At 57.6% G+C, this 25,310-nt stretch carries 22 protein-coding genes and 3 tRNA genes; 13 read left to right on the forward strand and 12 right to left on the reverse strand.

The annotated features are described in order from the left end of the window. The first annotated feature begins 3 nt into the window (after positions 1 to 3). From HMPREF1494_RS10765 to HMPREF1494_RS10775, 3 genes are all read left to right on the forward strand, one after another. Positions 4 to 624: an orotidine 5'-phosphate decarboxylase / HUMPS family protein gene (locus tag HMPREF1494_RS10765; RefSeq protein ID WP_034522952.1), complete on the forward strand. Its 621-nt coding sequence runs from the start codon at positions 4 to 6 to the stop codon at positions 622 to 624. Next, positions 621 to 1,172: a 6-phospho-3-hexuloisomerase gene (hxlB, locus tag HMPREF1494_RS10770; protein ID WP_003843012.1), complete on the forward strand. Its 552-nt coding sequence runs from the start codon at positions 621 to 623 to the stop codon at positions 1,170 to 1,172. The genes HMPREF1494_RS10765 and hxlB overlap by 4 nt, the downstream gene beginning before the upstream one ends. A 298-nt stretch (positions 1,173 to 1,470) precedes the next feature. Then, positions 1,471 to 1,914: an MscL family protein gene (locus HMPREF1494_RS10775; RefSeq protein ID WP_003838091.1), complete on the forward strand. Its 444-nt coding sequence runs from the start codon at positions 1,471 to 1,473 to the stop codon at positions 1,912 to 1,914. Positions 1,915 to 2,109: 195 nt separating this feature from the next. Here HMPREF1494_RS10775 and HMPREF1494_RS10780 read toward each other — a convergent pair. The 3 genes from HMPREF1494_RS10780 to HMPREF1494_RS10790 all read right to left on the reverse strand — a co-directional run bounded on the left by HMPREF1494_RS10780 (position 2,110) and on the right by HMPREF1494_RS10790 (position 2,372). Next, a tRNA-Ala gene (locus HMPREF1494_RS10780) sits at positions 2,110 to 2,182 on the reverse strand. A gap of 1 nt (position 2,183) precedes the next feature. Next, a tRNA-Ala gene (locus tag HMPREF1494_RS10785) sits at positions 2,184 to 2,256 on the reverse strand. Positions 2,257 to 2,298: 42 nt separating this feature from the next. Beyond that, positions 2,299 to 2,372, reverse strand: a tRNA-Ile gene (locus HMPREF1494_RS10790). A gap of 181 nt (positions 2,373 to 2,553) precedes the next feature. On the opposite strand from HMPREF1494_RS10790, the gene HMPREF1494_RS10795 reads away from it, so the two are divergent. Further along, positions 2,554 to 3,249 carry a M48 family metallopeptidase gene (locus HMPREF1494_RS10795; protein ID WP_411161216.1) on the forward strand — a complete coding sequence of 232 codons (696 nt, stop codon included), beginning with the start codon at positions 2,554 to 2,556 and terminating at the stop codon, positions 3,247 to 3,249. A gap of 108 nt (positions 3,250 to 3,357) precedes the next feature. On the opposite strand, the gene HMPREF1494_RS10800 is transcribed toward HMPREF1494_RS10795, so the two are convergent. From HMPREF1494_RS10800 to HMPREF1494_RS10820, 5 genes are all read right to left on the reverse strand, one after another. Then, positions 3,358 to 3,837 carry a Dps family protein gene (locus tag HMPREF1494_RS10800; protein WP_012901766.1) on the reverse strand — a complete coding sequence of 160 codons (480 nt, stop codon included), beginning with the start codon at positions 3,835 to 3,837 and terminating at the stop codon, positions 3,358 to 3,360. 110 nt (positions 3,838 to 3,947) lie between these two features. Then, positions 3,948 to 5,249: a hemolysin family protein gene (locus tag HMPREF1494_RS10805; protein ID WP_034522958.1), complete on the reverse strand. Its 1,302-nt coding sequence runs from the start codon at positions 5,247 to 5,249 to the stop codon at positions 3,948 to 3,950. 37 nt (positions 5,250 to 5,286) lie between these two features. Beyond that, on the reverse strand, positions 5,287 to 5,985 hold the full coding sequence (locus tag HMPREF1494_RS10810; RefSeq protein ID WP_012901767.1) for a carbonic anhydrase: 699 nt from the start codon (positions 5,983 to 5,985) through the stop codon (positions 5,287 to 5,289). Between the two features lie 70 nt (positions 5,986 to 6,055). After that, positions 6,056 to 6,781 carry a hypothetical protein gene (locus HMPREF1494_RS10815; RefSeq protein ID WP_034522961.1) on the reverse strand — a complete coding sequence of 242 codons (726 nt, stop codon included), beginning with the start codon at positions 6,779 to 6,781 and terminating at the stop codon, positions 6,056 to 6,058. 116 nt (positions 6,782 to 6,897) lie between these two features. After that, positions 6,898 to 9,654, reverse strand: coding sequence for a phosphoenolpyruvate carboxylase (locus HMPREF1494_RS10820; protein WP_034522966.1), 2,757 nt, complete (start codon positions 9,652 to 9,654; stop codon positions 6,898 to 6,900). Positions 9,655 to 9,840: 186 nt separating this feature from the next. Between HMPREF1494_RS10820 and HMPREF1494_RS10825 the strand changes: the two genes are divergently transcribed. After that, complete coding sequence (locus tag HMPREF1494_RS10825) at positions 9,841 to 11,694, forward strand: threonine/serine ThrE exporter family protein (protein ID WP_034522969.1); 1,854 nt, start codon at positions 9,841 to 9,843, stop codon at positions 11,692 to 11,694. Positions 11,695 to 11,846: 152 nt separating this feature from the next. Next, complete coding sequence (locus HMPREF1494_RS10830) at positions 11,847 to 13,442, forward strand: sodium/proline symporter (protein ID WP_155807196.1); 1,596 nt, start codon at positions 11,847 to 11,849, stop codon at positions 13,440 to 13,442. A gap of 177 nt (positions 13,443 to 13,619) precedes the next feature. Here HMPREF1494_RS10830 and trpS read toward each other — a convergent pair whose 3' ends face one another. Beyond that, a complete protein-coding gene (gene trpS, locus HMPREF1494_RS10835; protein ID WP_003838075.1) occupies positions 13,620 to 14,723 on the reverse strand; it encodes a tryptophan--tRNA ligase in 1,104 nt (367 codons plus the stop codon). 125 nt (positions 14,724 to 14,848) lie between these two features. Between trpS and HMPREF1494_RS10840 the strand changes: the two genes are divergently transcribed. Further along, a complete protein-coding gene (locus tag HMPREF1494_RS10840) occupies positions 14,849 to 15,223 on the forward strand; it encodes a DUF3073 domain-containing protein (RefSeq protein WP_034522978.1) in 375 nt (124 codons plus the stop codon). A 94-nt stretch (positions 15,224 to 15,317) separates the two neighbouring features. Here the strand turns inward: HMPREF1494_RS10840 and HMPREF1494_RS10845 are convergent, their stop codons facing one another. Continuing rightward, complete coding sequence (locus HMPREF1494_RS10845; protein WP_034522982.1) at positions 15,318 to 15,755, reverse strand: sterol carrier family protein; 438 nt, start codon at positions 15,753 to 15,755, stop codon at positions 15,318 to 15,320. Positions 15,756 to 16,064: 309 nt separating this feature from the next. Between HMPREF1494_RS10845 and HMPREF1494_RS10850 the strand changes: the two genes are divergently transcribed. Beyond that, complete coding sequence (locus HMPREF1494_RS10850) at positions 16,065 to 18,509, forward strand: glycogen/starch/alpha-glucan phosphorylase (RefSeq protein ID WP_034522985.1); 2,445 nt, start codon at positions 16,065 to 16,067, stop codon at positions 18,507 to 18,509. Between the two features lie 422 nt (positions 18,510 to 18,931). Here HMPREF1494_RS10850 and HMPREF1494_RS10855 read toward each other — a convergent pair whose 3' ends face one another. Continuing rightward, the gene (locus tag HMPREF1494_RS10855; protein ID WP_003838067.1) at positions 18,932 to 19,153 is read right to left on the reverse strand and encodes a hypothetical protein; all 222 of its coding nucleotides are present in this window, start codon (positions 19,151 to 19,153) and stop codon (positions 18,932 to 18,934) included. 188 nt (positions 19,154 to 19,341) lie between these two features. Here HMPREF1494_RS10855 and HMPREF1494_RS10860 point away from each other — a divergent pair, with 188 nt between their 5' ends. Then, positions 19,342 to 20,124 (forward strand): rhomboid family intramembrane serine protease, encoded by a 783-nt coding sequence (locus tag HMPREF1494_RS10860; RefSeq protein WP_034522989.1) that lies wholly within the window; start codon positions 19,342 to 19,344, stop codon positions 20,122 to 20,124. Between the two features lie 463 nt (positions 20,125 to 20,587). Beyond that, the gene (locus HMPREF1494_RS10865; protein ID WP_416335615.1) at positions 20,588 to 21,943 is read left to right on the forward strand and encodes a THUMP-like domain-containing protein; all 1,356 of its coding nucleotides are present in this window, start codon (positions 20,588 to 20,590) and stop codon (positions 21,941 to 21,943) included. Between the two features lie 167 nt (positions 21,944 to 22,110). On the opposite strand, the gene crgA is transcribed toward HMPREF1494_RS10865, so the two are convergent. Next, on the reverse strand, positions 22,111 to 22,563 hold the full coding sequence (crgA, locus tag HMPREF1494_RS10870) for a cell division protein CrgA (RefSeq protein ID WP_003844797.1): 453 nt from the start codon (positions 22,561 to 22,563) through the stop codon (positions 22,111 to 22,113). Between the two features lie 118 nt (positions 22,564 to 22,681). Between crgA and HMPREF1494_RS10875 the strand changes: the two genes are divergently transcribed. The 3 genes from HMPREF1494_RS10875 (at position 22,682) to HMPREF1494_RS10885 (ending at position 25,285) form a co-directional block, all read left to right on the forward strand. After that, the gene (locus tag HMPREF1494_RS10875; protein ID WP_034522997.1) at positions 22,682 to 23,479 is read left to right on the forward strand and encodes a DUF881 domain-containing protein; all 798 of its coding nucleotides are present in this window, start codon (positions 22,682 to 22,684) and stop codon (positions 23,477 to 23,479) included. Next, complete coding sequence (locus HMPREF1494_RS10880) at positions 23,479 to 24,573, forward strand: class E sortase (protein WP_034522999.1); 1,095 nt, start codon at positions 23,479 to 23,481, stop codon at positions 24,571 to 24,573. The genes HMPREF1494_RS10875 and HMPREF1494_RS10880 overlap by 1 nt, the downstream gene beginning before the upstream one ends. 67 nt (positions 24,574 to 24,640) lie before the next feature. Further along, positions 24,641 to 25,285, forward strand: coding sequence for an anthranilate synthase component II (locus HMPREF1494_RS10885; RefSeq protein WP_034523001.1), 645 nt, complete (start codon positions 24,641 to 24,643; stop codon positions 25,283 to 25,285). The last annotated feature ends 25 nt before the right edge of the window (positions 25,286 to 25,310 follow it).

Genomic DNA, 25,310 nt, shown 5'->3' on the forward strand with positions numbered 1-25,310 from the left:
ATCATGAAACTACAGGTTGCCATCGATCGCGTTCCCGTGGAACGTGCCATGGAAATCGTGAAGAACATCACCTCTGAAGCGAACATCATCGAAATCAGTACTTCTCTTACCAAGGAATTCGGTATGCGTGCTCTACGGCCCGTTATTGAGGCCGCGGAAGGTGTCGCCGTGCTCGGAGACATCAAGACCTGCGACGAGGGCAAATATGAATTCGATCTCGGCTACCGATGCGGATTTTCGTATCTGACGGTCATGGGGTCCGCCTCAATGGGAACGTTGGAGGCATGCGCCCGCTCCGCTGCGGAACATGATGGCCTGATGATGATTGATCTGCTGGAATGCGATGAGGCGCGCATTGAGCGCATTAGCGGCTTTACGGACGCGATCTACTGCTTGCACACCTCCACTGATGAGGGCTCTACTGCAGATCCCGTCGCACAGGTGCGTGCGTTCAAGGCACGGTTCCCTCAGATTCAGCATCTCGCGATTGCCGGAGGTATCAAGAAACATCATCTTGCCGCCTTGTCGCAGGAAAACATCGACATCGTCATCATGGGTTCGGCCATCACCAAGGCCGACGATATTGCAATGGCATGCCGAGCATGCAGGAAGGAAATGAAATGATCGACAACAATCGCGTTCTCGAACGGATCGTCGAAGAAATCCAAGGCGTGATAGCCAGAATGGATGAAAATGACCTTGAACGGGCCATGGCATTGATTACCAAAGGTTCACGCATCTATGCGGCAGGGGAGGGACGCTCCGGTTTTCAGGCTCGCAGTTTCGCGATGCGCATGATGCATATCGGCTATACGAGCTACATGATGGGGGAAACCATCTGTCCGTCCATGCGTGAGGGTGACGTATTGCTGGCCATCTCCGGTTCCGGTAAAACCCGGCGTACCGTGGAAGACGCCGAAGCCGCCAAAAAACTTGGCGTACGAGTGATAGCAGTAACCTCCAAATCGGATTCTCCTCTTGCTTCCGTGGCGGATGCCGTAATTGTGGTGCCGGGGCGGGTAAAGGGCGAATCCAGTGGTTCCATCCAGCTGTTGAGCTCGCTATTCGACCAGTCCGTGCATATCGCGCTCGATGCGCTATGTCTGATGTTGTCTCGCCGAGATGACGTGTCCGATGCCGACGCCAATGCCAACCATGCCAATGTGGAGTGAATGCATGCGTTGAGTGAGGCATTGACACCGCATGGGAAACGTGACGATGTTCCGCTGTGAAACAAGCAGGTATACAACGGCGGAGCATCGTCATTTTTGTTATGTCTGGATGTCCGATTCTCCAGAATCGGACATCCAGACACGGTCCGGGGGCCTGTGGATGTCCGATTCTGGAGAATCGGACAGATTGCCTTAGCGTATGTTTCCTATAGGATTGGGGGATGGAAGACTGCGGAGGGGTTAATGAAGGTGTCTTCCGAAAATAAGAAGAACAATAACGGGAAACCCGGGAGGAATCATGATTGAAGGATTCAAGAAGTTCATTGCGCGCGGCAACATGATCGACATGGCGGTCGGCGTCGTTATGGGCGGTGCCGTCACCACTGTGGTCAACGCGATTGTGGACAGCGTCATCAACCCATTCATCGCCATGATCTTCGGCAAACCGAATATGGACGGTTTGCTGGCGATCACGTTCAACGGTGCGACCGTGTCGTTCGGCGCGGTGCTCGGCGCGATCCTGAACTTCCTGATCATCGCCGTCGCCGTGTATTTCTGCATTCTGGTACCCATCAATAAGTTCCGTGATGTGACCGAGGCGCTGCTGGCCAAGACCAAGCTTGCCGAAGACAAGAAGGCCGAAGAAGAGGCTGCCGCCGAAACGACCGCCGAAGAGCAGACGGTGCAACTGCTTCAGCAGATTCGCGACGAACTCGCCAAGCAAAACGCGGCTCATATCTGACGATAGACCGGCCTTCTCCACCTCAAACGACACCTAAACGGGTACCGATTCAGGTACCCGATACGGCCAATCCGGCTACGTTCGTAGCGATGCCGGTCGTTGGAGAAAAACAACGCAAAACGTTGGGACTACAGGGACTCATGTCGGGCCGATAGGAAATGAAAAAGGCTTCCGATTGCTCGGAAGCCTTATCTGTGGAGCTAAGGGGATTCGAACCCCTGACCCTCTCCATGCCATGGAGATGCGCTACCAGCTGCGCCATAGCCCCGTGGAGCTAGCCGGGTTCGAACCGGCGACCCTCTGCTTGCAAAGCAGATGCGCTACCAGCTGCGCCATAGCCCCATAGGTGAAAAAAGCGGCTATGCCGCTTCGTTCCCATCTACGTGGGCCCGGGAGGACTTGAACCTCCGACCTCATCCTTATCAGGGATGCGCTCTAACCACCTGAGCTACGGGCCCAACTCGCTGTACCCTCAAGCACAACGAGTTGAAATATTACCCGAAGCATTTTGAAAGTCAACTCAGGGGTGTATTTCGGCGTGTCGCAAGATGGCGTATCGGCGAACTGGAAGAATCGATCCGAAAGAGAAACCTATCTGAAAGATGATGTATGACCCGGGCATGCGACACAATGGCAGGCATGTCATACAGCCGTCAGCCTCATGCCCGAAGTGATAGCGGAAGGGTACGCAACCGCAATCGGATACTCTCCGAGAAGAATGCAGAAATAGCGGGAATGACGGTACATATCATCCGCAAACCAATCAAGAATATGTATCTGCGGATCAAACCGCCGAATGCCGACGTCGAGATTTCGGCACCGCAACGGATGTCTGCAGATACCATCGAACGATTCGTGATCGAACGAAGATCCTGGATCGAACGGGCACGGCAGAAGATGCTGCTGGCGCGGGAGATGGAAATCCGACGTGGGAAGGCGTTATCGGAGCAACGCGGCTTATCGGACGGCAATCCCGGCGGTCCGCTGACCTTCGTCTGGAATGATGAGAACAAGGCACAGGCGCGGCACAACATCGATGCTCGACTGCCGGCCCTGCTTGCGATATGGGGGCCGATTATCGGTCGCGAGCCTACACATATCACTTTGCGTATCATGACATCCCGCTGGGGCTCATGCACGCCCCGAACCGGTCGTATCCGGCTGAATCTGCAGCTAGGCCTGATGAATCCGAAATTTTTGGAATACGTACTGGTGCATGAGATGACCCATCTATGGGAGAACGGGCACGGAGCCGGCTTCCAGCGACGTATGGATGCCTATCTGCCGCAGTGGCGCCAACTGCGACGAGACATCAACCGGCATGTAGTGCTGTAGGCGCATCGCATGCCGTGAAACACGATGCGGAACACCTCGTGAAAAACCGAAGGTGCCGCCGACCGCAAATCGGTCGCCGGCACCTTCATCACGGGCGTGAAAACTCAATCAGGCCAAATGGCTACGCATGAACCACTGGAACTTCTCAAGCTCCTGCACATGGTCCTGCATGATGTTGGAGCTGATGACATCCAACTCGTCCAGTTCGGTGATGGCTGTACGGCTCGCCTTGATGAACTCGCTGTAATAGGCGTCAAGGGCCTTGAGATAGTCAAGGGTGTTGACCCGGCCCTCCAACTCGAATTTCGGCCAAGTGCGGAAGCGGGTGATCGCATCCGCGCGTCCATCGGGTGAGCCTCCCAAAGTGGCGATGCGCTCGGCGGTCTCGTCGGCCATGTTGAGTACGGCCTCAACCTGCGGATCGATCATTTCATGTACGGCGATGAAATTCTCCCCAGTCACGTTCCAATGCGCATGCTTCAACACCAGTGCGGCTTCCTGCTCCTGGCTCAGGCGGTTCTGCAGAATGCCGATGATCTTTTCCGAGGCGGCCTCGTCGAGCCCCGGAACAATGAATGTCAATGCCATGATCGCTGTCCTTCCGTTCAATGGGATTGCGTGCATACGGTGTGCGCAATTCAAGTCTAGAAAAGGCGGAAGGTGCTGGATAGTCTGTAAGCCGAAGGCAGAGGGACGGCCTACTCGTTGTCGGTATGACGGCGTACCTCGATGGTTTCGATGCGTCGGCCGTCCACATTGGTGATGGTCATGTCGTAGCCGTCATCGGAGGTGAGTACGTCGCCGACCTCGCCCATTTTGCCGGTATGTGCGAGAAAATAGCCGGCTACCGTCTCATAGGGGCCATCTTCCAGTTCGATGCCGGTCAGATCGGCGAAATCCTCAATCGTCATACCGCCCTCGATGGTGGCCACGCCGTTCACGAATGCGGTGCGTTCGGTGCGTTCGCCGCCCTTCTCCTCGGGCAGATCGTATTCGTCGCGGATGTCGCCGACAAGCTCCTCGGTCATGTCTTCCAGCGTGACGATGCCGTCGGTGCCGCCATATTCGTCGATGACGACCGCCAGATGGATACCGCGCTTGCGTAGCAGTTCGAGACTTGGCAGCAGTTTGGAAGTGCCCGGCAGGGAGATGCCCTCGCGCGTCACGTCGGCTACGATCTTCGCTTCCGGATCGCGGATGTCGAGCAGGTCGCGCACATGCACGAAACCGAGTACGTCGTCGAAATCCTTGCCGGTCACGGGGTAGCGGGAATACGGCATTTCGCGTACATAGGCGGCTGCTTCGCCAATCGGCATGCTGCCGTCCAGGAAGACCACGTCGGCACGAGGACGCATGACTTCGGCCACAATCGTTTCGGAAGCATCGAATACGTCGTCGAGAATGGTGCGTTCGTCCTTGCTGAGATTGGTGTTGGTGTTGACGAGCACGCGCAGCTCCTCATCGGAAACCTCGCTGTCGGTCTCATTCGGGTCGAAGCCGAGCAATCGCACGATGCCGTTCGTATTCTTGCCAATCAGCCAGATGATCGGCTTGCAGACCTTTGCGAACACATGGATGGCCGGCACCACGGCCCGTGCGATCTGTTCGTTGCGTTGCATGGCGATGCGTTTCGGCACCAGTTCGGAGATGACGATCGAACAATATGAGATGATCAGCGTCAGCACGATGGTGGTCAGGGGAGCGGCCACGCTTTTCGGCACGCCCCAACCTTCGACGACCGGTACGATATACGGCGCTATCGAGGATTCGCCGAACGATGCGGACAGAAAGCCGGACAGCGTCACGCCGATCTGTACGGTCGACAGAAACGTGTTCGGATCGCGTGCGATCTGCGCCACCCGCTTGCCTCGAGCGTCTTCCTGTTCCATCTGGTCGATCTGCGACCCACGCAGGCTCACCAACGCAAGTTCGGTGCCGGCGAATACGGATCCAAGCAGTAGGAAGATGAAGATCAGCAGGATGTTCAAGCCAAGTGACATGCTTCCAATCTAAAGCAACGGCATGTCAAACGTCATTTCAGAAGCTCAGCACCTCCACCTTGCCGGAGTCCAGCTGATAGCGGGCGCCGACGATCATGAGTCGGTCGGAGGCGAGTGCCTGCTGAATCGATTCGGAGTGCTCGACCAACTGTTCGATGGTGCGTGCAATGTGTACGCGTTCGAAATCCTCATTGGATTCGAGCTCCGATTCGTGCGCCTGCCAGATGGAGAAGCCGACGGTGCGCAGCATAATCGAATCGGCATTCATGATGCGTTCGTCAAGATCGGCGACGCTGTCGGCTGCCATGAGCGAATCCTCGGCACTGGCGGTCAGATTGTGCAACAGGGCGTCGTATTCCTTGACGGCCTGTTTGATCGCACCGCAATTCTGGTGGCCGAGCACTACCAGCAGACGTACGCCGAGTACGTCCACCGCGTAGTCCAAGGAAGCGATCACAGCGTTGTCGATGACTTGGCCCGCGGTGCGTACGGTGAACAGATCGCCGATACCTGCGTCGAAGATGATATCGGGACTTACGCGTGCGTCGGAGCAACATAGCACGGCCGCGTCTGGCTCATGCGTGTCGATGAGCGCCTCACGCGCCTCGGCGCTGCGGTTTGGATGTTCCGGCCTGCCTTCCGCGAATCTGCGATTGCCGGCCAGCATGCGGCTCCATACGCCGCTTGCCGTGCCCTCGACGTCATTCTGGTCCACAAACAGTTCGTCATCCGCCATTGATGTGACCTCCATTGTTTAGGCTAGGAACATCATACGGTTCGGACTGGCCGTTTGTTTGCCATATGCGTTATTTCACCTTGATGACGTCGATAAGGTTGTTGGTGAGCCATGTGTCTATGGGGAAGAGGCCTTCAACGTCACGCATGTCGGTTGATACCAGTCTGTCCTTGACGCTGGCGTAGTCCACCGTGCCTCCGGACTGCAGGTCGGTGAGATCCGCATACTTCGCATCTGTTTGCGGTGAAATGTCGCTGCCTGGCGATGCCGCGATGACCGGATACCGGTATGCCCACACTTCGATATGCTGGGCGGACGTCATCGGTACCCAACCGATGGCGGAGCTACCTATATCGCCCATAGCTATCGGTTTCTCGCCATTGGCGACGCGGATATTGCAGATCGGATGATCCATGTCCGGATAGGCCTTGGACAGCAGCGTTACGGTATCGCCGTCCACATGCGCCGTGACACGGTCCCGCCAGTACTCCGGCATGTCGAATTCGTATGATTGCGCCTCCACATGCAACGCTGGTTCCGGTGACGGCGATTCGGTCTCGGATGGTGTGGCCTGCTTGTTCGTCTGCTCTTGCGATTGCGAGGATTGCTTTGCCTGTGGCTGTGATGTCTTGGTCTTCGTGCTCGCAGACGTTGCCACAGTTGCGGGTTTCGTGCCCCACATACCCAGACCGTGAGTGATTGCAGCACCCGTCACCGCCAGTGCGGATATGAGAATGATTGCGATGATTGTGGTTGTACGTTTTCCCGCCTGCGCCGCGGGATGCACACGTTTCATGGAAACCTCCTTGTCTCCATCTCAATGCTACCCCGGGAAGCGAGTCATGCCCCCGAATGCAAGAAGCCCTCGTCCGGTTGGATGGGCGAGGGCTTCCAAGGGATCTGGAGCGTGAATCAGCCGGTGTTCTGCAGGCCTGCAGCAACGCCCGAAACAGTGCACAGGATCAAGTAGGTGTAATTCTCCTGCTGACCGTGGGTCAGTTCTTCCTTGTCCACCTGCTTGCGCAGCGAGCCGAGGGCGAGCACCTGGGTAACGGATAGCGCGTCCACATACGGCGAGCGGATGCGGATGGCCTGACCGAGCACGTGGCGGTGCTGCAACGGCCACTCATCGCCGACGATCTTGAGCACCCATTCGCGGGTGAGCTCCATCTCGTCAAGCACCTTCTTATTGAGGTCTTCACGGTCGCCGAGAGCCAGATACATCTTGGCGATGCGTTCGTCGGTCTTGGCCAGCGACATCTCGATGTTGTCGATGAACGTCGAGAACAGCGGCCATTCCTCGTATGCCCGACGCAGGGTCTTAAGGTCGCCGAACTGCTCGCATGCGGTGCCGAGACCATACCATGCGGCCAAATTGATGCGTGCCTGCGCCCAAGAGAAGATCCACGGAATGGTGCGCAAATCATCGAGGGACTTGGCACCGAGACCACGCTTGGCAGGGCGGGAACCGATTGGTAGCAGGCCGATTTCGGTAAGCGGCGTGACGGTGGAGAACCACGGGGCGAAATCCGGCGTATTGAGCAGGTCGAGGAAGCGGTTATGCGCGGCCTCGTCGAGCTTGTTCGCCATGTCCGCATACTTCTCGGTCATGTCGGTGTTGCGCTTCTCCACGCTCGGAGCGGACTGCAGCAACGTCGCAGCTGCGACGGATTCCACGTGGCGGATGGCCAGCGCCGGGTTGCCGTAGCGTGCGAAGATGACCTCGCCTTGTTCGGTGAGCTTGAAACGGCACTTTACGGAGCCGACCGGCTGTGCGAGCACGGCACGGTTGGCCGGGCCGCCACCACGGCCGACGGCGCCGCCGCGGCCGTGGAACAGGGTCAGGTCGATGTCGTGCGATTCCGCCCACTTGGCGATACGCTCCTGTGCGGAGTGCAGGGCCAGCGTCGCAGAGGTCGGGCCGGCGTCCTTCGAGGAGTCGGAGTAGCCGAGCATGACTTCGAGCTTGCCGCCGGTGGCCTTCAGACGGGCCTGTACCTCCGGGATCTTGATCATGTCTTCGAGCACGTCCACCGAGTTCTGCAGATCCTCGAGCTGTTCGAACAGCGGAATCACGTCGATGGTCGGAACATCCTCGGGATGGGAGAACGCAAGGCGGTTCAGCTCATACACGTCCTTGATGTTCTGGGCGCTCTTGGTGAAGGAGATGATGTAACGGCGGGCGGCCTTGATGCCATTGCGCTTCTGGATGGCGCCGAGCGCACGGAAGGTGTCGAGCACCTCGTGGGTCATCGGCTGCAGCGGTCCACGTTCGCCGTGCAGACCATGCTCGCGGATGTCTTCCAGCGCGCGCGAATGCACCACGGAATGCTGACGGAACTCCATCTCGACCATATGGAAGCCGAAGGTTTCCGTCTGCCAGATCAGATCCTGCACCGGGCCGTAAGCGGAACGCTTGGCGTTGGCCGCAGCCAGGGAACGCTGGACGATCTTCAGATCCTCCAGGAATTCATCGCAGGAGTGGTACATCAGGTCGGCGTCCCGCTCGATGGTGTAGTGCAGACGGTCGGCCATGACCAGCATGACGGCGCGATGCATTTCCTTGGTGGAAATCAGGGCGGCCTTGTCGGTGAGCCTCTCGCTCATCTCCTTCTGGTGGTTCCACAGGCTCTTGAGCTCGTCGCTTGGCGGAGTGGTGCCGGCCTCCATCGTCAGGTTCTTGCCGACGGTGCGGGTCTCAATCTCCAGTGCGCCCAGCACATGATCGCTGAACTTGCGGGCCACCTGACGGCTTACCTTGGCGGTGACATTCGGGTTGCCGTCGCGGTCGGAACCGATCCAGCTTCCCGGATGGAAGAACGCCGGGCACATCGGCGGAACCAAGCCGGCCTTGTCGCCAAGCACCCAATCGTCGAAACGACGGTAGACCTGGGGAATGGTATAGAACAGCGTGTTGTCGAAGATGTCGAGAATCGTATCCGCTTCCTCGACAGGGGTCGGCTTCTTCAGCGCGATCGGGGAAGTGCGGAACAAGGCGTCGATCTCATTGAACAGACGGCGGGAATTTTCCTTCTTGTCCGAGCCGCCGAGCAGCTTATGCGCCTCAAGCAGGCGGGAGATGCGGCGGATCTTGCCTTCCACGGCCTTACGGCGCGCCTCGGTCGGATGTGCGGTGAACACCGGGTGGAACTCGAGCTTGTCAAGCAGATCCCTGGCCTTGGCCGGACCCAGCTCGTTGATGAGCTGATGATAGGCGCCGGTCATTTCGTTCACCGGATCGACGGCCTGGTTCTCGTCCACGGCGGTTTCGCGCTTGTGCAGTACGGAGACTCGGTAGTTCTCCTCACACAGGTTGGCCAGATGGAAATATGTTGCGAATGCACGAGCCAGCAGCTGGGCGTCATGCATGTCCAGCTTGTCGACGGTGTTGACCACGTTCTGCAGATCGTCCTGATCGGGGTTGGTGTCCGTCAGAATGCCGGCGAAGCGTTCGGCGCTGGCGTTCAGGGCATAGCCACGAACTTCATCGAAGCTTGCCAACAGCTGTTCGTCGAATTCGCCGAGGACTTCGCGAAGAATCTGCAGGCACAGATCCATTTCCTCTTTGAGAGATGCTGGAAGATCGCGCTCTTCGGGACCCTTGGTTCCGGTGCCGGACGAGACGATGGCCGCGTCCGCTGGCGTGATCTGTTGATCGTTGGTTGTCATCAGACCTCCTTCTCCAAACCATCGGGTTGCTCGGTCTGTCGGTCCTTCGCGGCTCCTCCGCGATTGTTTTGGCCGTCTGTTGCGAGCCCACAGCCCTAAGTTTGGTTAAGTAATGCGTGAACATTGTAGGCGTGCGTAATCGACACTTGTATTACGAACCCGTGTGATCTGTCCGTATTCCGGGCAATGAATGTCCGAAAAATGAAATCGGGGGAGCGAAAGAAAAACCTGCGGCCAGTCCCCGCGCTAGACCTGAATGGTGTGAGCTCAGAACATCAACATGACGAGAACGCTGAAAACAGTGCGAAGGCCGTCAGCAAATTCCATACTCATTCCATTCCTCTCGACATGGAGGACATCGAACGTGACTGGGACAAGCCGGTTACCGAAGCCGGCATCGCAGCCAAGGCAAGTGTGATCGTACGCGTCGGCATGCTCGATCTGGGCGCAGGTACGGGAAGCTTCCGCGTGCGCGAAATGATGCATCGCATCGCCTATCCGCTCGGCGTTCACGTACGGGCGGACGTGAATCTCACCGACATCGAAGCCTCCTGCACCGATGGCAAGGACCGCATCACGGAAGTCATCGACCTGCCGACCACCGGCGTCAACACCGAACGCATCTGGCTGCTTGAACACTTCGCCGACTGGTTCAACGTCAATCTCGGCAAGGGTTCCATGTATCACAGCCAATCCGGTGTTTCCGAAGGGCTGATGCAACATCTCGACAAGAAGGACGCCTCGCAGGTCTCCGCGGAACTGTCGAAGAAACTCAAGGAACAGCAGAAGGCCGAACAGAATCAGGAAGGTTCCGACGATCCGGTACTCGACGCGCTGGAGATGGTGACGGAACGTGCCAAGGACGAAGAATCGCTCGCGCACCCGTTGCACCTACGCGACATCGAAGAGGCCGAATATCGTTCCGACCACGCCAATTCGGCACAGTGGCAGGATGCGGCACACGGACGATTCAAGGACCGCCATCACAAACCGCCGAAAGGCCAGTACGCACAGCATTTCGACCATGTAGGCAAGGCCGAGGACGACCAGGCAGGCATCACCGTGCGCCAGGCGCACGAGCGACTCGACATGATCGAACATCGCAAGCCGCTTTATTCCCCGGCATTCGCCGGATTCGCCTCGGCCTGCGCCTGCGCATCCTTCGTGTTTTTGCTCGGCGGCGGCCCCTTCGACATGGTCGGCGCCTTCATCGGTGCCGGTCTCGGCCATTGGCTGCGTCGGCGTCTGTTCGCCCATCATCTCAACCAATTCTTCGTGACCTTCGTATGCGTGGCCGTCGCGGCGCTCGCCTGCACCGGCACATTGCGACTGATCGGGCTGTTCAACCCGATAGCGCTGCAGCACGACACCGCCTACATAGGTGCCATGCTGTTCGTGATCCCAGGCTTCCCACTGATTACCGGCGGCCTTGATATGGCGAAGATCGACTTCCCGTCAGGCGTGCAGCGCATCACCTATGTGTTCTGCATCATTCTGATGGCCACATTGGCGGGATGGATGGTCGCCTCCATCGTGCATCTGAATCCGCAGGGATTCGAGCCTCTCGGCCTCGATCCCATAATCAACTGCCTGCTACGCATGGTGTTCGCGTTCATCGGCGTATGGGGATTCTCCGTAATGTTCAACTCCCCGCAGCGTATGTGTCTGGTCGCCGCGACCATCGGCATGATCACCGACACCCTGCGTCTGGAAATCGTCGACATGGGCATTCCCGCCGAAGCCGGCGCCTTCATCGGTGCGCTGCTTGCCGGTCTGCTGGCCTCCGCATGGCGCTCCGCAGTGCATCATGGCCTGCTGGCCCCGCATCTTGGCTATCCGCGCATCTGCCTGACTGTACCGTCCATCGTGATCATGGTGCCCGGCCTATACATGTATCAGGCCATGTTCCATCTCGGCCAGTTCGATACGCTGAATGCGTTGGATTGGGCATTCAGGGCCTTCATGGTGATTCTCTGCCTGCCGATCGGACTTGCGATGGCACGAGTGATAACCGACAAGTCCTGGCGTTACGACATCTGAGGTCCTGCCATCGGAGGATCACGCATTAATGCTCTCGCTCTGGGATGCAATGTTGCGGCGGCGTGTGATACTCAGTCAAGAGGTTACCAAAAGCACACATTGTTAAGAGGGAGAGGCACGTGGTCTCCAAAGATTTCTGGGTACTGCTGGCCATGGTCATCTATTTCGTGGCCATGCTCATCATCGGATTCGTCTATTCCAAGCGGTCCAACTCATCCACACGCCAGTACTTCGCGGGTGGTCGTGGCGTCGGTCCGTGGCTGACGGCTCTAAGCGCCGAAGCCTCCGATATGAGCGGCTGGCTGCTCATGGGATTGCCGGGCGTCGCCTACTTCACCGGTGCCGCCGATCCGTTATGGACGGCGTTGGGCCTGGCCATCGGCACCTATCTGAATTGGAAACTCGTGGCCCGACGTCTACGTCGCTATTCGGTGGTCGCCGGTGATGCCATCACCATCCCAGACTTCTTCTCCAAACGTTTCCACGATAGGAAGAACATCGTCTCCACGATTTCCGCGCTCATCATCCTCGTGTTCTTCTGCGTGTATGTCGGCAGCTGCTTCGTGACCGTCGGCAAACTGTTCTCCACGTTGTTCGGCTGGGACTACCATCTGACCATGGTGATCGGCGCGGCCGTCGTGTTCGCCTATACCGTCATCGGCGGCTACCTGTCCGTGGTGGTGACCGACTTCATCCAAGGCCTGCTCATGTTCTTCGCGCTGGCTGTGGTCTTCGTGGGCTCAGTGGCCTCCGCGGGTGGTGTCGACAACACCGTGGCCTTCCTGAAGGCCATTCCGGGCTTCCTGGACGGCACACAGATGGCCACGCCGGTCCTCAACGATGCCGGCGAACAGATCGTCAAGGCCGGGCAGGCCATGTTCGGTGCGCCAACCGACTACGGTGTGATCACCATGATCTCCATGCTGGCGTGGGGCTTGGGTTACTTCGGCATGCCGCAGGTGCTCGTGCGCTTCCTGTCCATCCGCAGTTCCGAGGAAATCAAGAAGTCCCGTATCATCGCCACCACATGGTGTGTGATTTCACTTGCATGCGGCGTGTGCATCGGCCTGGTCGGCCGTGCCATGATGCCGACACAGTTCGCTACGCAGGCCGCCGCCGAAAACATCTTCATCGTGGTGGCTCAGGCACTGTTGCCGAGCTTTATGTGCGGCGTCGTCGTATCCGGCATCTTCGCCGCATCCATGAGCTCCTCGTCGAGCTATATGATCATCGGCGCCTCCGCAGTCGGCGAGAACATCTTCCGTGGACTGCTCCATCGCAAGGCCACCGATCGGCAGGTCATGATGGTGGCGCGCATCACGCTGCTGGTCATGTTCCTCTTCGGCATCGTGGTCGCCTTCGACCAGAACTCTTCGATCTTCCAAGTCGTTTCGTACGCTTGGGCCGGCCTTGGAGCATCGTTCGGCCCGCTGATGCTGACTGCGCTGTATTGGCGCCGTACCAACAAGTATGGTGCCATTGCCGGCATGATTTCTGGCACCGCGATGGTGCTCATCTGGCACAATTTCATCAAGCCGATCGGCGGCGTGTTCGCCATCTACGAGCTACTGCCGGCCTTCATCGTTTCACTGCTGTGCATCGTGGTGGTCTCATTGCTCACACCGGCGCCGAGCGCAGAAGTGCTGTACGAATTCGATCATTATCTTGACGATCCGAACGATCGTAAGGTCGATGACGATCTGGTCGCCGCTGAAATCGCGGCGGGGGAGCGTCGCGCGCAGATGTAAACGCATATTTCTTCTATCTGCGTTATAGATGGCGGATGCAACAACCTTGAGGGCGAATACTCGCGCGATATATACCCCCTAACTGCTTGGTTCCTGTAACCATCCGCCATCTATAGTGCAGATATGAAGATGCCGGATCGTGAATTCACGATCCGGCATCTTCTGTTTGTTGGCGTCTCAGTAACGCATGCCCATGGCCTCGCGTACCTGCTCCAGCGTTTCGTCAGCGATTTCGTTCGCACGCTTGTTGCCATCATGCAGGATGTCGCGGATGGAATCCATGTCCTTGGCCAGCTCGGCACGGCGTTCACGGTGTGGTGCCAGGAACTCGTTCACGGACTCGATCACGTACTGTTTCAGCGCACCTGCACCGGAATCGCCGATCTCTTCGGCGATCTCCTTCGGATCACGTCCGGTCACCAGGCCGGCGGTGGTCAGCAGTGCGGAAACCTGCGGGCGGGCAATCGGATCGAAGGTGATGCGTCGCTCGGAATCGGTTGGGCTCTTCTTGATCAGCTTGGTGGTTTCCTCGGCGGTGGCGCCCAGCATGATGGAATTGCCATAGGACTTGCTCATCTTGCGGCCGTCCAGACCCGGGATCTCCGGCGCCTCGGACAGGATCGCGGCCGGCTCGGGGAACACAGGATGCTTCTTGGCGTAGCGTTCGTTGAAGCGACGGGCGATGGTGCGGGTGATCTCGACGTGCGGCAGGTTGTCTTTGCCAATTGGGACCACGTTCGCCTTGCAGAAGAGAATGTCGCATGCCTGATGCACCGGGTAGGTGAGCAGCAGGCCGGTCAGTGCGTGGCCGGAGGCTTCCATCTCGGACTTCACGGTCGGGTTGCGGTGCAGTTCGGCTTCTGTGACCAGCGACAGGAACGGCAGCATGAGTTGGTTCTCGGATGGGACGGCGGAATGCGTGAAGATCATGGTCTTGTTCGGGTCGATGCCGGCGGCCATGTAGTCGAGCACCAGGTTGAGCACGTTGTCCTCGATGTGCTCGGTGGTGTCGCGGTCGGTGATCACCTGATAGTCGGCGATGATGATGTTGGAGTTCACTCCGCGGTTCTGCATGGCCACGCGTTCGCGAATGGATCCGAAGTAGTGGCCCAGATGCAGGCGGCCGGTCGGTCGGTCGCCGGTCAGCATGGTGAACTTGCCCGGATTCTCCTCCAGTTTGGCCAGCGTCGCGTCGGAACGTTTCTTCGCGGCGAGGAAGCTTGCGCTCATTTCATTGCCTGCAGCGGTGATCTGCTGTTCCTGGGTGTCGTCCGTCATCATGTGTCCTTTTTCTACGAAAATAAACGATTTTATCGTAAAAGTCTGAGCCGACAACGAAACGGGGCTCAACAAGTGGTACTCTCGTGTTTGATGAATTGATAGCACAGTAATCCTCAGGGGGTCAGATGGGCCGCGGACGTCAGAAAGCCAAACAGCAGAAAATAGCCCGAAAGCTCAAGTACCTGACCACCGACACCGATTACGATGAGCTTGCCAAGGAGCTTGGTGCACAGGAGCCCGGTTCGGGTTCTTTTGACCCCTTCGCCGACATCGAAACCAAATATGCTCAACATGCGGACGGCGAACATGAATCCGCCGACGATGAGCAGTGGTTTTCCGAGCCTGCCGATGATCTCGATGAGTATGCCAAGTGGGCCGCCGAAGCCGCGGCGAAGGCCACCAGCGGTGAGATTCCGGTGACCAAGGCCGCCGCACCCAAGCCACACAAGCCCATCCCGATGCCGGTGCCCAGTGCGCTGAAGCCGAAGAAGCAGGACTGACTGCATTTGTACACACTTGAAAAGCCGTGGTCGAACAAGATGATTGTTCGACCACGGCTTTTTCTTATGTCCTCCCTTATGATCCTATGCAAGCCTATACGAGCGGCAGCAGATCGCTCAGGTCGTCGCGTTCGCCGACGGCGGTGATGCGGCCGGCCTCCTTTTCCTCGGACCAGCTGGTGATTCCGGTGGCCAGACGCATCCACACGTCCGGTTCCAGCTCGATGACGTCGGGAGGTGTGAGATTGTGCGGATCCGAAGCCGGTCCATCCAATATTTTGATGGCTCCCCACGGCGCCACCCGTACTTCCACGCCTTCGCCGGGTGCCTTGTTCTCCAGCAGATGCAGCGAGTAGCGCACTGCCATCGCCCATGTTTGCCGTGGCAGTTTCGGTGAGAGATTCAGCTTGAAGTCAAATGCCCCCATATCGTCGGCCGGCATCTGATCGGTGATGATGCGCCTTGCCGTTTGCAGCCAGTTTGCAAACGCTTCATGTCCTTTGTTGAGATCCTGTTCTCGAATAACAGCCATAGACGGTATTTTGCCGCTGATAAGCGACTAAGATGGGTGTCTGCGGACAACGTGGTCATAATTCAAAAGGGGCGTGTTGAGGGGAAATTACAAGTGATGCTGACCATCGTTTGTACTGTTTTTTGCAGTGTTTTGCAAACGAATGCCATTATGTAATCACTTGCAATTTCATCTTTTTATGATTACGTTGTATGCTGAATTTGAGAACGTATGCATAGTGTTACTAAGTGTTCATACTGCCGTATACGCAAGGACGCTGGGGCAAGGCATAATGTTCAGGGAGAGTAATCCGTCAAAGGGAGTCAATCAATGACCGAAATTACCGCACCAAAGTCCCCCGTTACCGCGGCCGAATTCGCGGACGAGATTCGCGAGCAGCTGAAGTACACGCAGGGCGTCACGCCGGAGCAGGCCAAGCCGGCCGATGTGTATATCGCAGCTTCGGCGGCGATCCGTCGCCATCTCGTGGATTCCTGGATGAAGACCCAGGCCGACATGGTCAACGGCAACACCAAGGCCGTCGGCTACCTGTCCGCCGAATTCCTGATGGGCAAACAGCTGCGCAACGCGCTGCTCAACGCCGGCCTGACCGAACAGTTCAACGAAGCCGTCGAAGCTCTCGGCTTCTCCGTGCAGGATGTCGTCGACGCCGAATACGAGCCGGGCCTCGGCAACGGCGGTCTGGGTCGTCTGGCTGCCTGCTTCATCGATTCCCTTGCTTCCTTGGGCGTACCGGCATTCGGTTATGGCATCCAGTACAAGTACGGCATTTTCAAGCAGGAGTTCGACGAGACCGGCAAGCAGATCGAGACTCCGGACTACTGGCTCGCCAACGAGGAGCCGTGGGGCCATATCGATTACAACCGTGACCAGAAGGTTTCCTTCGGCGGCGAAGTCGTCGAGGAGAACGGCAAGAAGGTATGGAAGCCGGCCTGGTCCGTGCGCGCCGTGCCGGTCGACTACATGGTTCCGGGCTATGCCTCCGGCCGTGTGAACACTCTGCGCCTGTGGACAGCCAAGAGCTACGACGAGTTCGATTTGCTCACCTTCAATAAGTCCGAGTATCTTGACGCCGTCAAGCCGCAGGTCGAAGCGGAGAACATCTCCAAGATCCTGTATCCGGAAGATTCCACCCCGCAGGGCAAGGCACTGCGTCTGGAGCAGCAGTATTTCTTCGTGTCCGCCTCCATCCATGACGCCATCCGCGTCTTCTATCCGGGCCAGGACAAGCCGGATCTGACCACGTTCGCGGACAAGATCACCTTCCAGCTCAACGACACCCACCCGGTCATCGGCATTCCGGAGCTCATGCGCGTTCTCATGGACGAGTACGGCTACGATTGGGACACCGCTTGGACCATCACCAACAAGACCTTCAACTACACTTGCCACACCCTGCTTCCGGAAGCCCTGGAAGTATGGCCGTCCAAGCTCATCGGCGAACTGCTGCCGCGTCACCTCGAAATCATCGAGAAGATTAACGCCCAGTTCGAAGCCGAGCTTAAGGCTAAGGGCATTGCCGACGAGACCATCAAGGACATGGCCATCTATACCGGTGACTCCGTGCGCATGGCATATCTCGCCACCTATGGCGGCTCCCATGTCAACGGTGTGGCCGAGCTGCATTCCCAGCTCCTGAAGGACGTCACTCTGAAGAACTTCTCCGACGCATACCCGGACAAGTTCACCAACGTAACCAATGGCGTGACCCCCCGTCGTTTCATCAAGCTGGCCAACCCGCGTCTGTCCGACCTCATCACTGAGGGTCTCGGTACCGACGAGTGGCTGAGCGACCTCGAATTGCTCAAGGGCCTCGAGCCGTTGGCCGCCGATGACGAATTCGTCAAGAAGTTCGCCGCCGTCAAGCAGGCCAACAAGGTCGACTTCGCCAACTATGCCAAGCGTGAGTATGGCTTCGACATCGACCCGAACACCATGATCAACACCATGGTCAAGCGTCTGCACGAGTACAAGCGTCAGGCCCTGAAGATCCTGGCTCTGATCGCCCGTTACGCCGACATCAAGTCCGGCAAGCTGTCCGCCGACGACGTCATGCCGCGCACCGTGGTGTTCGGCGCCAAGGCCGCCCCGGGCTACTATCTGGCCAAGCAGACCATCCAGCTCATCAACAACGTGGCCCGTGTCGTCAACAACGATCCGGAGGTCAAGGGCAAGCTCAACGTGTACTTCCCGTGGAACTACAACGTGCGCCTGGCACAGCACCTCATCCCGGCCACCGATCTCGATGAGCAGATCTCCCAGGCCGGCAAGGAAGCCTCCGGTACCGGCAACATGAAGTTCGCACTTAACGGTGCCATGACCGTCGGCACCCTTGATGGCGCAAACGTTGAGATCCGTGAGCGCGTCGGCGCTGAGAACTTCTTCCTCTTCGGCATGACCGTCGACGAGGTGGACGCCCTCTACGCCGCCGGTTACGACCCGAAGAAGTACTATGACGCCAATCCGCGCCTCAAGGCCGCCATCGACATGGTTGCCGACGGTACCTTCTCCAACGGCGACAAGATCGTTTTCGAGGACCTCGTCCACGATTGGCTCACCAAGGATTGGTTCATGACCCTCGCCGATTTCGGTGCCTACACCGACATTCAGGCCGAGATCGAAGCCCTGTATGCCCAGCCGCTCGAGTGGAACCGTAAGGCTCTCATCAACGTGGCGAACTCCGGCTACTTCAGCTCCGATCGTTCGATCGAGGATTATTTGGAACGCATCTGGAAGACCGGTCCGCTCAAGTGAGTGATGCCTGAATCAAGATGACGGAAGGGCCGTCGGAGGACTTGTTCTCCGGCGGCCCTTGCTATCTAGCGCCATCCAGCGGGTATATCCGAGGATGGATGACTGTACTTGTCAAAGCGAGCGCCTTCCGGTTGCTCACTGGTCCTGCTGTACAGGCTGTGAAGCGTTGACTGTCTATATTTGGGCCCCGTGAGGCATATGCATGCGTTGCAGAGGCGTACCGTGACGAGAAAAAAACGATGTACCGTTCCCCATCGTGTGCAAACGGTTGTCCGATTCTGGAGAATCGGACAACTGGACAGCATATGAGGGGTCATAGTTGTCCGATTCTCCAGAATCGGACAAACGGACGGGGCCGGGCATAAAAAAGGTCCGCATCCAACATGGATGCGGACCTGAACGAGTCAATGGTCGGAAAGCGATCAGGCGGCTTCCGGATCAGCGGTTTCGGCCTCGGCTTCCGGCTCGGCGGTATCCTTGGTCAGGCCAAGGTCAACCGGGGAAGAGCTGTTCTCCCATGGTTCCTCCCACGGGTCATAGTCCGGATTCTGCTGCTTGTAGATATACAGACCGACGACAGCTGCAAGCAAAGCTCCGAAGAGCAGTGCGAAGAACTTCCAACCGTTAGAAGACTTGTTCTCCATGACGGCTCCTTTCCCATACACAGGCTGACCTGTTCGTTCAAGCCAACTCTGCCTTCCATCTTAATTCCTGGAATGTGACGATTGGGTGGATTTACGCGCGGGGAAATGCCTGCCGTGTCAAAAGAAAACCGCGTAGTGAAGCCATTCGGGGGAGTCGTTGGCTCCGCAGGCTCCAGTACAGTTAAGGCATGGCATATCAACGATTCAGCTTGTTCCCCGATTCACCTTCGTTCAAGGATTTGTTCTCGGCGCGGTCCCTGCGCTATCGCTGGCGTAATGGTGACCCTTTGATCACCACCGGCATCATGGCGGTGTGCATTGTGGTTTGGATCGTGGAGGCGGTGCTGAATCTGGTGTGGCAGGGCGGACTCAATGCCATGTTGAACGCCGGCATGCTCATGCCTGCCACCGCCGTTCACAAACCGTGGACCTTCATCACCTCGATGTTCCTGCATCAGCCGAACTCGTTGTGGCACATTCTGTTCAACATGCTGACGCTGTGGTGCGTGGGCCCGGTGCTGGAACGCATGATGGGGCATTGGTCGTTTCTCGCACTGTACGCTGTTTCCGGATTGGCGGGCGGTACCGGCATGATGCTCTGGGCCGTGCTGTCAGGCGCTTCCGGTTGGATTACGCCCGTATATGGCGCTTCCGGGGCATTGTTCGGCCTCTTCGCCGCCATTTTGGTGGTTTACCGTCGGATTGGTCTTGATATCAGGTCGATGATGATCTGGATGCTGATCAATTTCCTGATGCCGGTTATCATGCCGAATATCGCTTGGCAGGCCCATTTGGGAGGATTCCTATTCGGAGGCATGTTCACATGGCTGTTGGTCTCGGGGTTGCGTATTCTGCGTGGCAAAAGCCTGCCGCGGCGCACGCTGATATACGGGACGGTCATGGGGATTGTGATTATTGCGATTGATCTGCTGTGTAACGTAGTCAATCCGGTAAATATGGCGTTGTTCTGATTGATGGTTGCGATTCATCAGGAATGGCCTTCGACTCGGTGAGTCGGGGGCCATTTTTGATGGGTGACACAACGAAACGGGGGAATGACGGGAAGTTACATGTATGTAGTTTTCCACAATTGTGAATAAGTGTGTGGATAAGTAGGGCCTAGGTTGAGGATAACTCGGGGATAAGCACTAGATTTATCCACATAGATATTCACAAAATGGCATTTTTCAAGGATTTTCCTATGTGGATAAGGTGGATAACTCACTATCCACACGTCAGAACATGGGGAAACGCGACGTCGATATTTCGTGGTGTGAGGAATCATCGACCACGAAATATAGGCACTATCCACATTCATCCACAGATATCCACCGTTGTTCACATCGCAATATGGGGTTGTTTGCCTCACCATGCCTGTATAACGGTGCGCGCTGCACAAGGAACGCTGACAGGCCGTCATTTATGATTACGGGTATGGAACATGAGGCAATGATCAGTCCGGAGACGCGTGCGTTCGTGGTGGTCCACCGTAACGAGGACGTACGCGAGTTGGCGTTGAAATCCAAACATGTGGACGGATTGGACCTGCCGCAAGCACTCAATCAGATTGCCGGTTGGCAGATTGCCCGCAACAAACTGCCGGAATGGGCCGACTGTGACGATATCATCTATCCTCCGCATATTTCCATGGAACAATGCTCATCGCAGTTTACGGCGCAATATAAAGCCGAAATCGTCAATCGTCTGCTGTGTACTGACGACGGTGCCGACAATGCCCGAGATTCGGCGCATTCCGACGATATCGGCAAAACGGACATCGCCGGCATAACGGAAGCGGAACACGCGGAAGAATGGGATTCGGTGACAACGTCAGCGGGGAACGCCGATCTATCGATGGTAGATCTGACAGGTGGCTTCGGCGTTGATTTTTCATACCTTGCGCGCGGTTTCGCACGTGCCGCATATGTGGAGCGGCAGCCGCACCTGTGTGATCTGGCCGCACACAACATGATCGTTCTAGGATTGCACCAAACGGCAATCATATGCGGTGATGGTGTCGAATACCTGCGTTCGATGCAACCGGTGTCGCTGATCTACATTGATCCTGCACGTCGCGACGAGCATGGCACACGTACGTATGCCATCGAGGACTGCATGCCGAACGTGCTCGCCCTGCGTGATTTGCTGCTGGCCAAGGCGCGATTCGCGATGATCAAACTGTCTCCGATGCTTGACTGGCGTAAAGCCATCGCCGATTTTGGCGGTGCCGTGAGTGAAGTGCATATCGTGTCGACCGGCAACGAATGCAAGGAACTGCTGATGGTGCTGGATGGCGCCGTGGAAACGAGGCATCCGAAGGATGACGTACGTGCGCCACATGTGTATTGCGTGAACGACGGTCAGCGGATTGATTACGATTCCGCGGTGTATGCGCGTGGGTTGGGCATCGGCACGGCACCGTTGCCGGAGATGGAATATCTGTATGAGCCGAATGCATCGATTATGAAAGCCGGCTGTTTCGACCTGCTGGAGGAACGGTATGGTGTGACGCAGATCGGACCGAATAGTCACCTGTTTGTGGCCGCTGAGCCCGTGACGGATTTTCCAGGGCGCGGGTTTGCCATCGAAGCGGTTGGAGGCATGGGCAAGAAGGATGTGAGGAGGTTGCTGAGCGGGGTCGGGAGGGCGAATGTCGCCGTACGCAATTTTCCGCTCACAGCGCCGCAGTTGCGTAAGAAGCTCAAGCTTGCCGATGGAGGCGATACCTACTTGTTCGGCACCACCATCCAAGACGGTGGGCATATTCTGCTACGTACCGTTAAGGTGTGATCGCGTAGTGGGAGGATTCTTCCAGTGGCTGGATGGATTGGGACGCTGGGAAGGGTTTGAACGGGATGATTTCTCCAGTGGCTGGAGTTTTTGGGGCGGCTAAGGATGACCGGACATAACAAAAGGGCGTCTGGACTCGCCCAGACGCCCTCTCGTGGCGGATATGATCAGCGCCACCACATGGTCATAAGGAATCCGACCATGATGATGGCAACGGCGATGGCCAGATTCCATGCGCCGATGTTAGGAATCGGATAACTACCGCTCAGGTAGTAGGTCACGGCCCAGATCAGACCGATGATCATCAGTGCGCAGAACAGTGGCACGAACCAACGCGGGTTGGACTTGGTGCCCTTGATGGTCTCTTCGACACGGCGGGTGTTCTCAGCCTGACGATTCATCATGCGCTGCATCTGAGGGGTCAGTGAGTCCTTGTCGACGGTGGCGTTCAGCACCGCTTCGACGCGGTCCATCGGGATGTCAAGATCGTCGTCATCTTCGGCGGACTCGGCAACAGCGTCGTTGTCGGTGGTCTCTTCCGTGCTTTCCGCGGCCTCGGACTGCCAGTCCTCCTGGGTGTCCGCGGTGGTTTCGTGCAGCTCTTCGTCAGCCATCAGCATAGTCTCCTTCAATAGGCTAAAAGTCATAATAGTGGGTAGACTCGAAAGCGGCGAACTCACATCGTAAAACTGCTCAAATTCAGAGCAAACGTTCAGTACTCGATAGGGGAAGGTCCGCATGGCGAAACGTACCGGCAGACATACCGCGAAACGGTCGAAGGTGGCCGGAATCGCGGTGTTTCTGGTATTGATGCTGTCCGGATTCCTGCTGGCGACCAATCTGCGGGTGAACCGTTCCGTGGTGGTCTCCAACGATACCGCCGACCTGGTGGAGCAACGGGTGAAAAGGGTGAACTCGTTGCGCAAGGAAGTCGACGGCCTCAGCTCCAAGGTGGATGACCTGAGCAAAACGCTGAACAGTGAAAGCGGCGATGACTCACAGGACGGTGAGGATGCCGGCGTCGGCACCATGCTGCCTGCCGTCGAAGGTCCAGGGCTGGTAGTGACGCTCGATGATTCGCCGCTGTGGAAGAACATGGTCGACTCGTCCGGATCGACCTCCAATATCAACGACTACGTGATACATCAGCAGGACGTCGAGGCCGTGGTGAACGCGTTGTGGGCCGGCGGCGCGGAATCCATGATGATCATGGATCAACGCGTGCTGTTCAGCTCCGCCGTACGCTGTTCCGGCAACGTACTGCTGTTGCAGGGCAAGAAATATTCGCCGCCGTTCAAGATTTCCGCGATCGGGCCGGTCGACAGTATGCAGCAGGCGTTGGATGATTCAAAGGAGATCACCATCTACCGGCAGTATGTAAACGCGTTCGGCCTGGGATGGAAGGTCGAGAAAAAAGACAAGCTGCATTTCGACGCGACCGATGCGTTGCAGCAACCGTTGAAATATGCGAAAGTCATCGAGAACGATGACAGCAGCGGCGATGCCGAGCAGAAGACGGAAGAGGGAAATCAGTAATGAAGCACGTCAAGCCGGTCGTGGCACGCCAAAGAAGCGTCATCTGGATATTGCTGGGCGTACTCGCCGAAATCATGCTGACCGCGGCGGCCGTCTGCGCGCTGTACATCGCATGGCAGATGTGGTGGACGGGTGTGCAATCCGAACATACGCAGATCGAGACCCGTCAGGCGGTATCATGGTCGGATCCGGGCAAGGCCGAGAACGTGACCATCGCCCAGGCTCAGGAGGGCGATCCGCCGGTGCAGCCGCAGAACGCGCAGGAAGGCGAGCTCATCGCTCAGGTCTACATTCCACGATTCGGCAGTCAGTGGCAGCGCAATCTCGTGGAAGGTACGACACTCACCGAACTCAACAAGCACGGTCTCGGACACTACACGAATTCGCAGATGCCCGGCCAAATCGGTAATTTCGCCTTCGCCGGCCATCGCAACGGCTACGGGCAGCCGCTCGGCGATGTAGACAAGCTGCAGGAGGGCGACCCGATCATCATCCGCACGCAGGATTACTGGTACGTGTATCACTACACGAAGAGTGAAATCGTACTGCCGACCGACGTGGAAGTCGTCTCCTCCAACCCTGAAGAGCCCGGCGCCACGCCGACCAAACGCATGCTGACCATGACCACCTGCGAACCGAAATACTCCACCCCGACCCACCGATGGATCAGCTACGGCGAATTCTCCTACTGGGCCAAGGTTTCCGACGGCATTCCACAGGAACTCGCCACCACCGACACCAACGGCAAGGTCAAATTCATCAACAACGAGAAAGCTTCGTTCGCCTCGGGCATAACCACGTTAGAGCCATGGATCTTCGGCGCGCTCGCCGCTTATGTGGTCATTTTCGCCGCGGCCACGGTGGCATGGCGCTGGCCCGTGTTGGCGGCCATCCACGCAGGGGAACGTGAGAAACCCGATTTCAGCATATACGGCGGCTTGCTGCGATTGCAGCCGGGAGTGCTGCCGATTCGGTTGCTGTTGCTGTTGCTGTTGCTGTTCGCGGCCGCGGCCTCGACGTTCGAATGGCTGTTCCCATGGGCGGCTTCGAACATTCCGATGTTGCAGGAGATGTCGAACTACACGGCTGTGTAGTGAGACACAGGGGGCGATGCGACGACTCGCGCACGTACACTGCTGTTCAACCGTTGATAGGAGCATTATGACCGATTCCGCACGCATTCTGGTCGTAGACAACTACGATTCCTTCGTCTACACGATTGTCGGCTATCTCAAGACGCTCGGCGCGACCGTGACCGTGGTACGCAACGATGCGATCGATCCGGCCGCATCCGGCGTAATCGACGAATATGACGGCGTGCTGATCTCCCCCGGACCGGGTACTCCAGCGGAATCCGGCGCCAGCGAAGGCATGATCCGTCTATGTGCGGTGCAAGGCAAGCCGATGTTCGGCGTATGCCTGGGCATGCAGGCGTTGGCCGAAGTGTTCGGCGCGACCGTAAGCCATGCGCCGACCATCATGCACGGCAAAACCAGCCAAGTGGAGCATATCGATGATGAGATCTTCGAGGGCGTGGCCAATCCGATGACGGCGACGCGTTACCATTCGCTGGCCGTGGAACCGGATTCCGTGCCGGATGAGCTTGTGGTGACCGCCTGGACGCAGGGCGATCATATCGTGCAGGGCATCAAGCATCGTGACCTGCCGATGTATGCGGTGCAGTTTCATCCGGAATCGGTGATGACGCAGGACGGGTACCGGTTGCTGGCGAATTGGCTGAAGGTGTGCGGGCAGGATTCGGCCGTGGCCAGGTCCATGGGGTTGCAGCCGAAGGTTGTGGGCTGATTCGTGCTGAATCCCTGCGATGTGC

Origin of the sequence: Bifidobacterium sp. MSTE12 (assembly GCF_000513015.1) — a bacterium.
GTDB classification, from domain to species: Bacteria; Actinomycetota; Actinomycetes; order Actinomycetales; family Bifidobacteriaceae; genus Bifidobacterium; species Bifidobacterium dentium.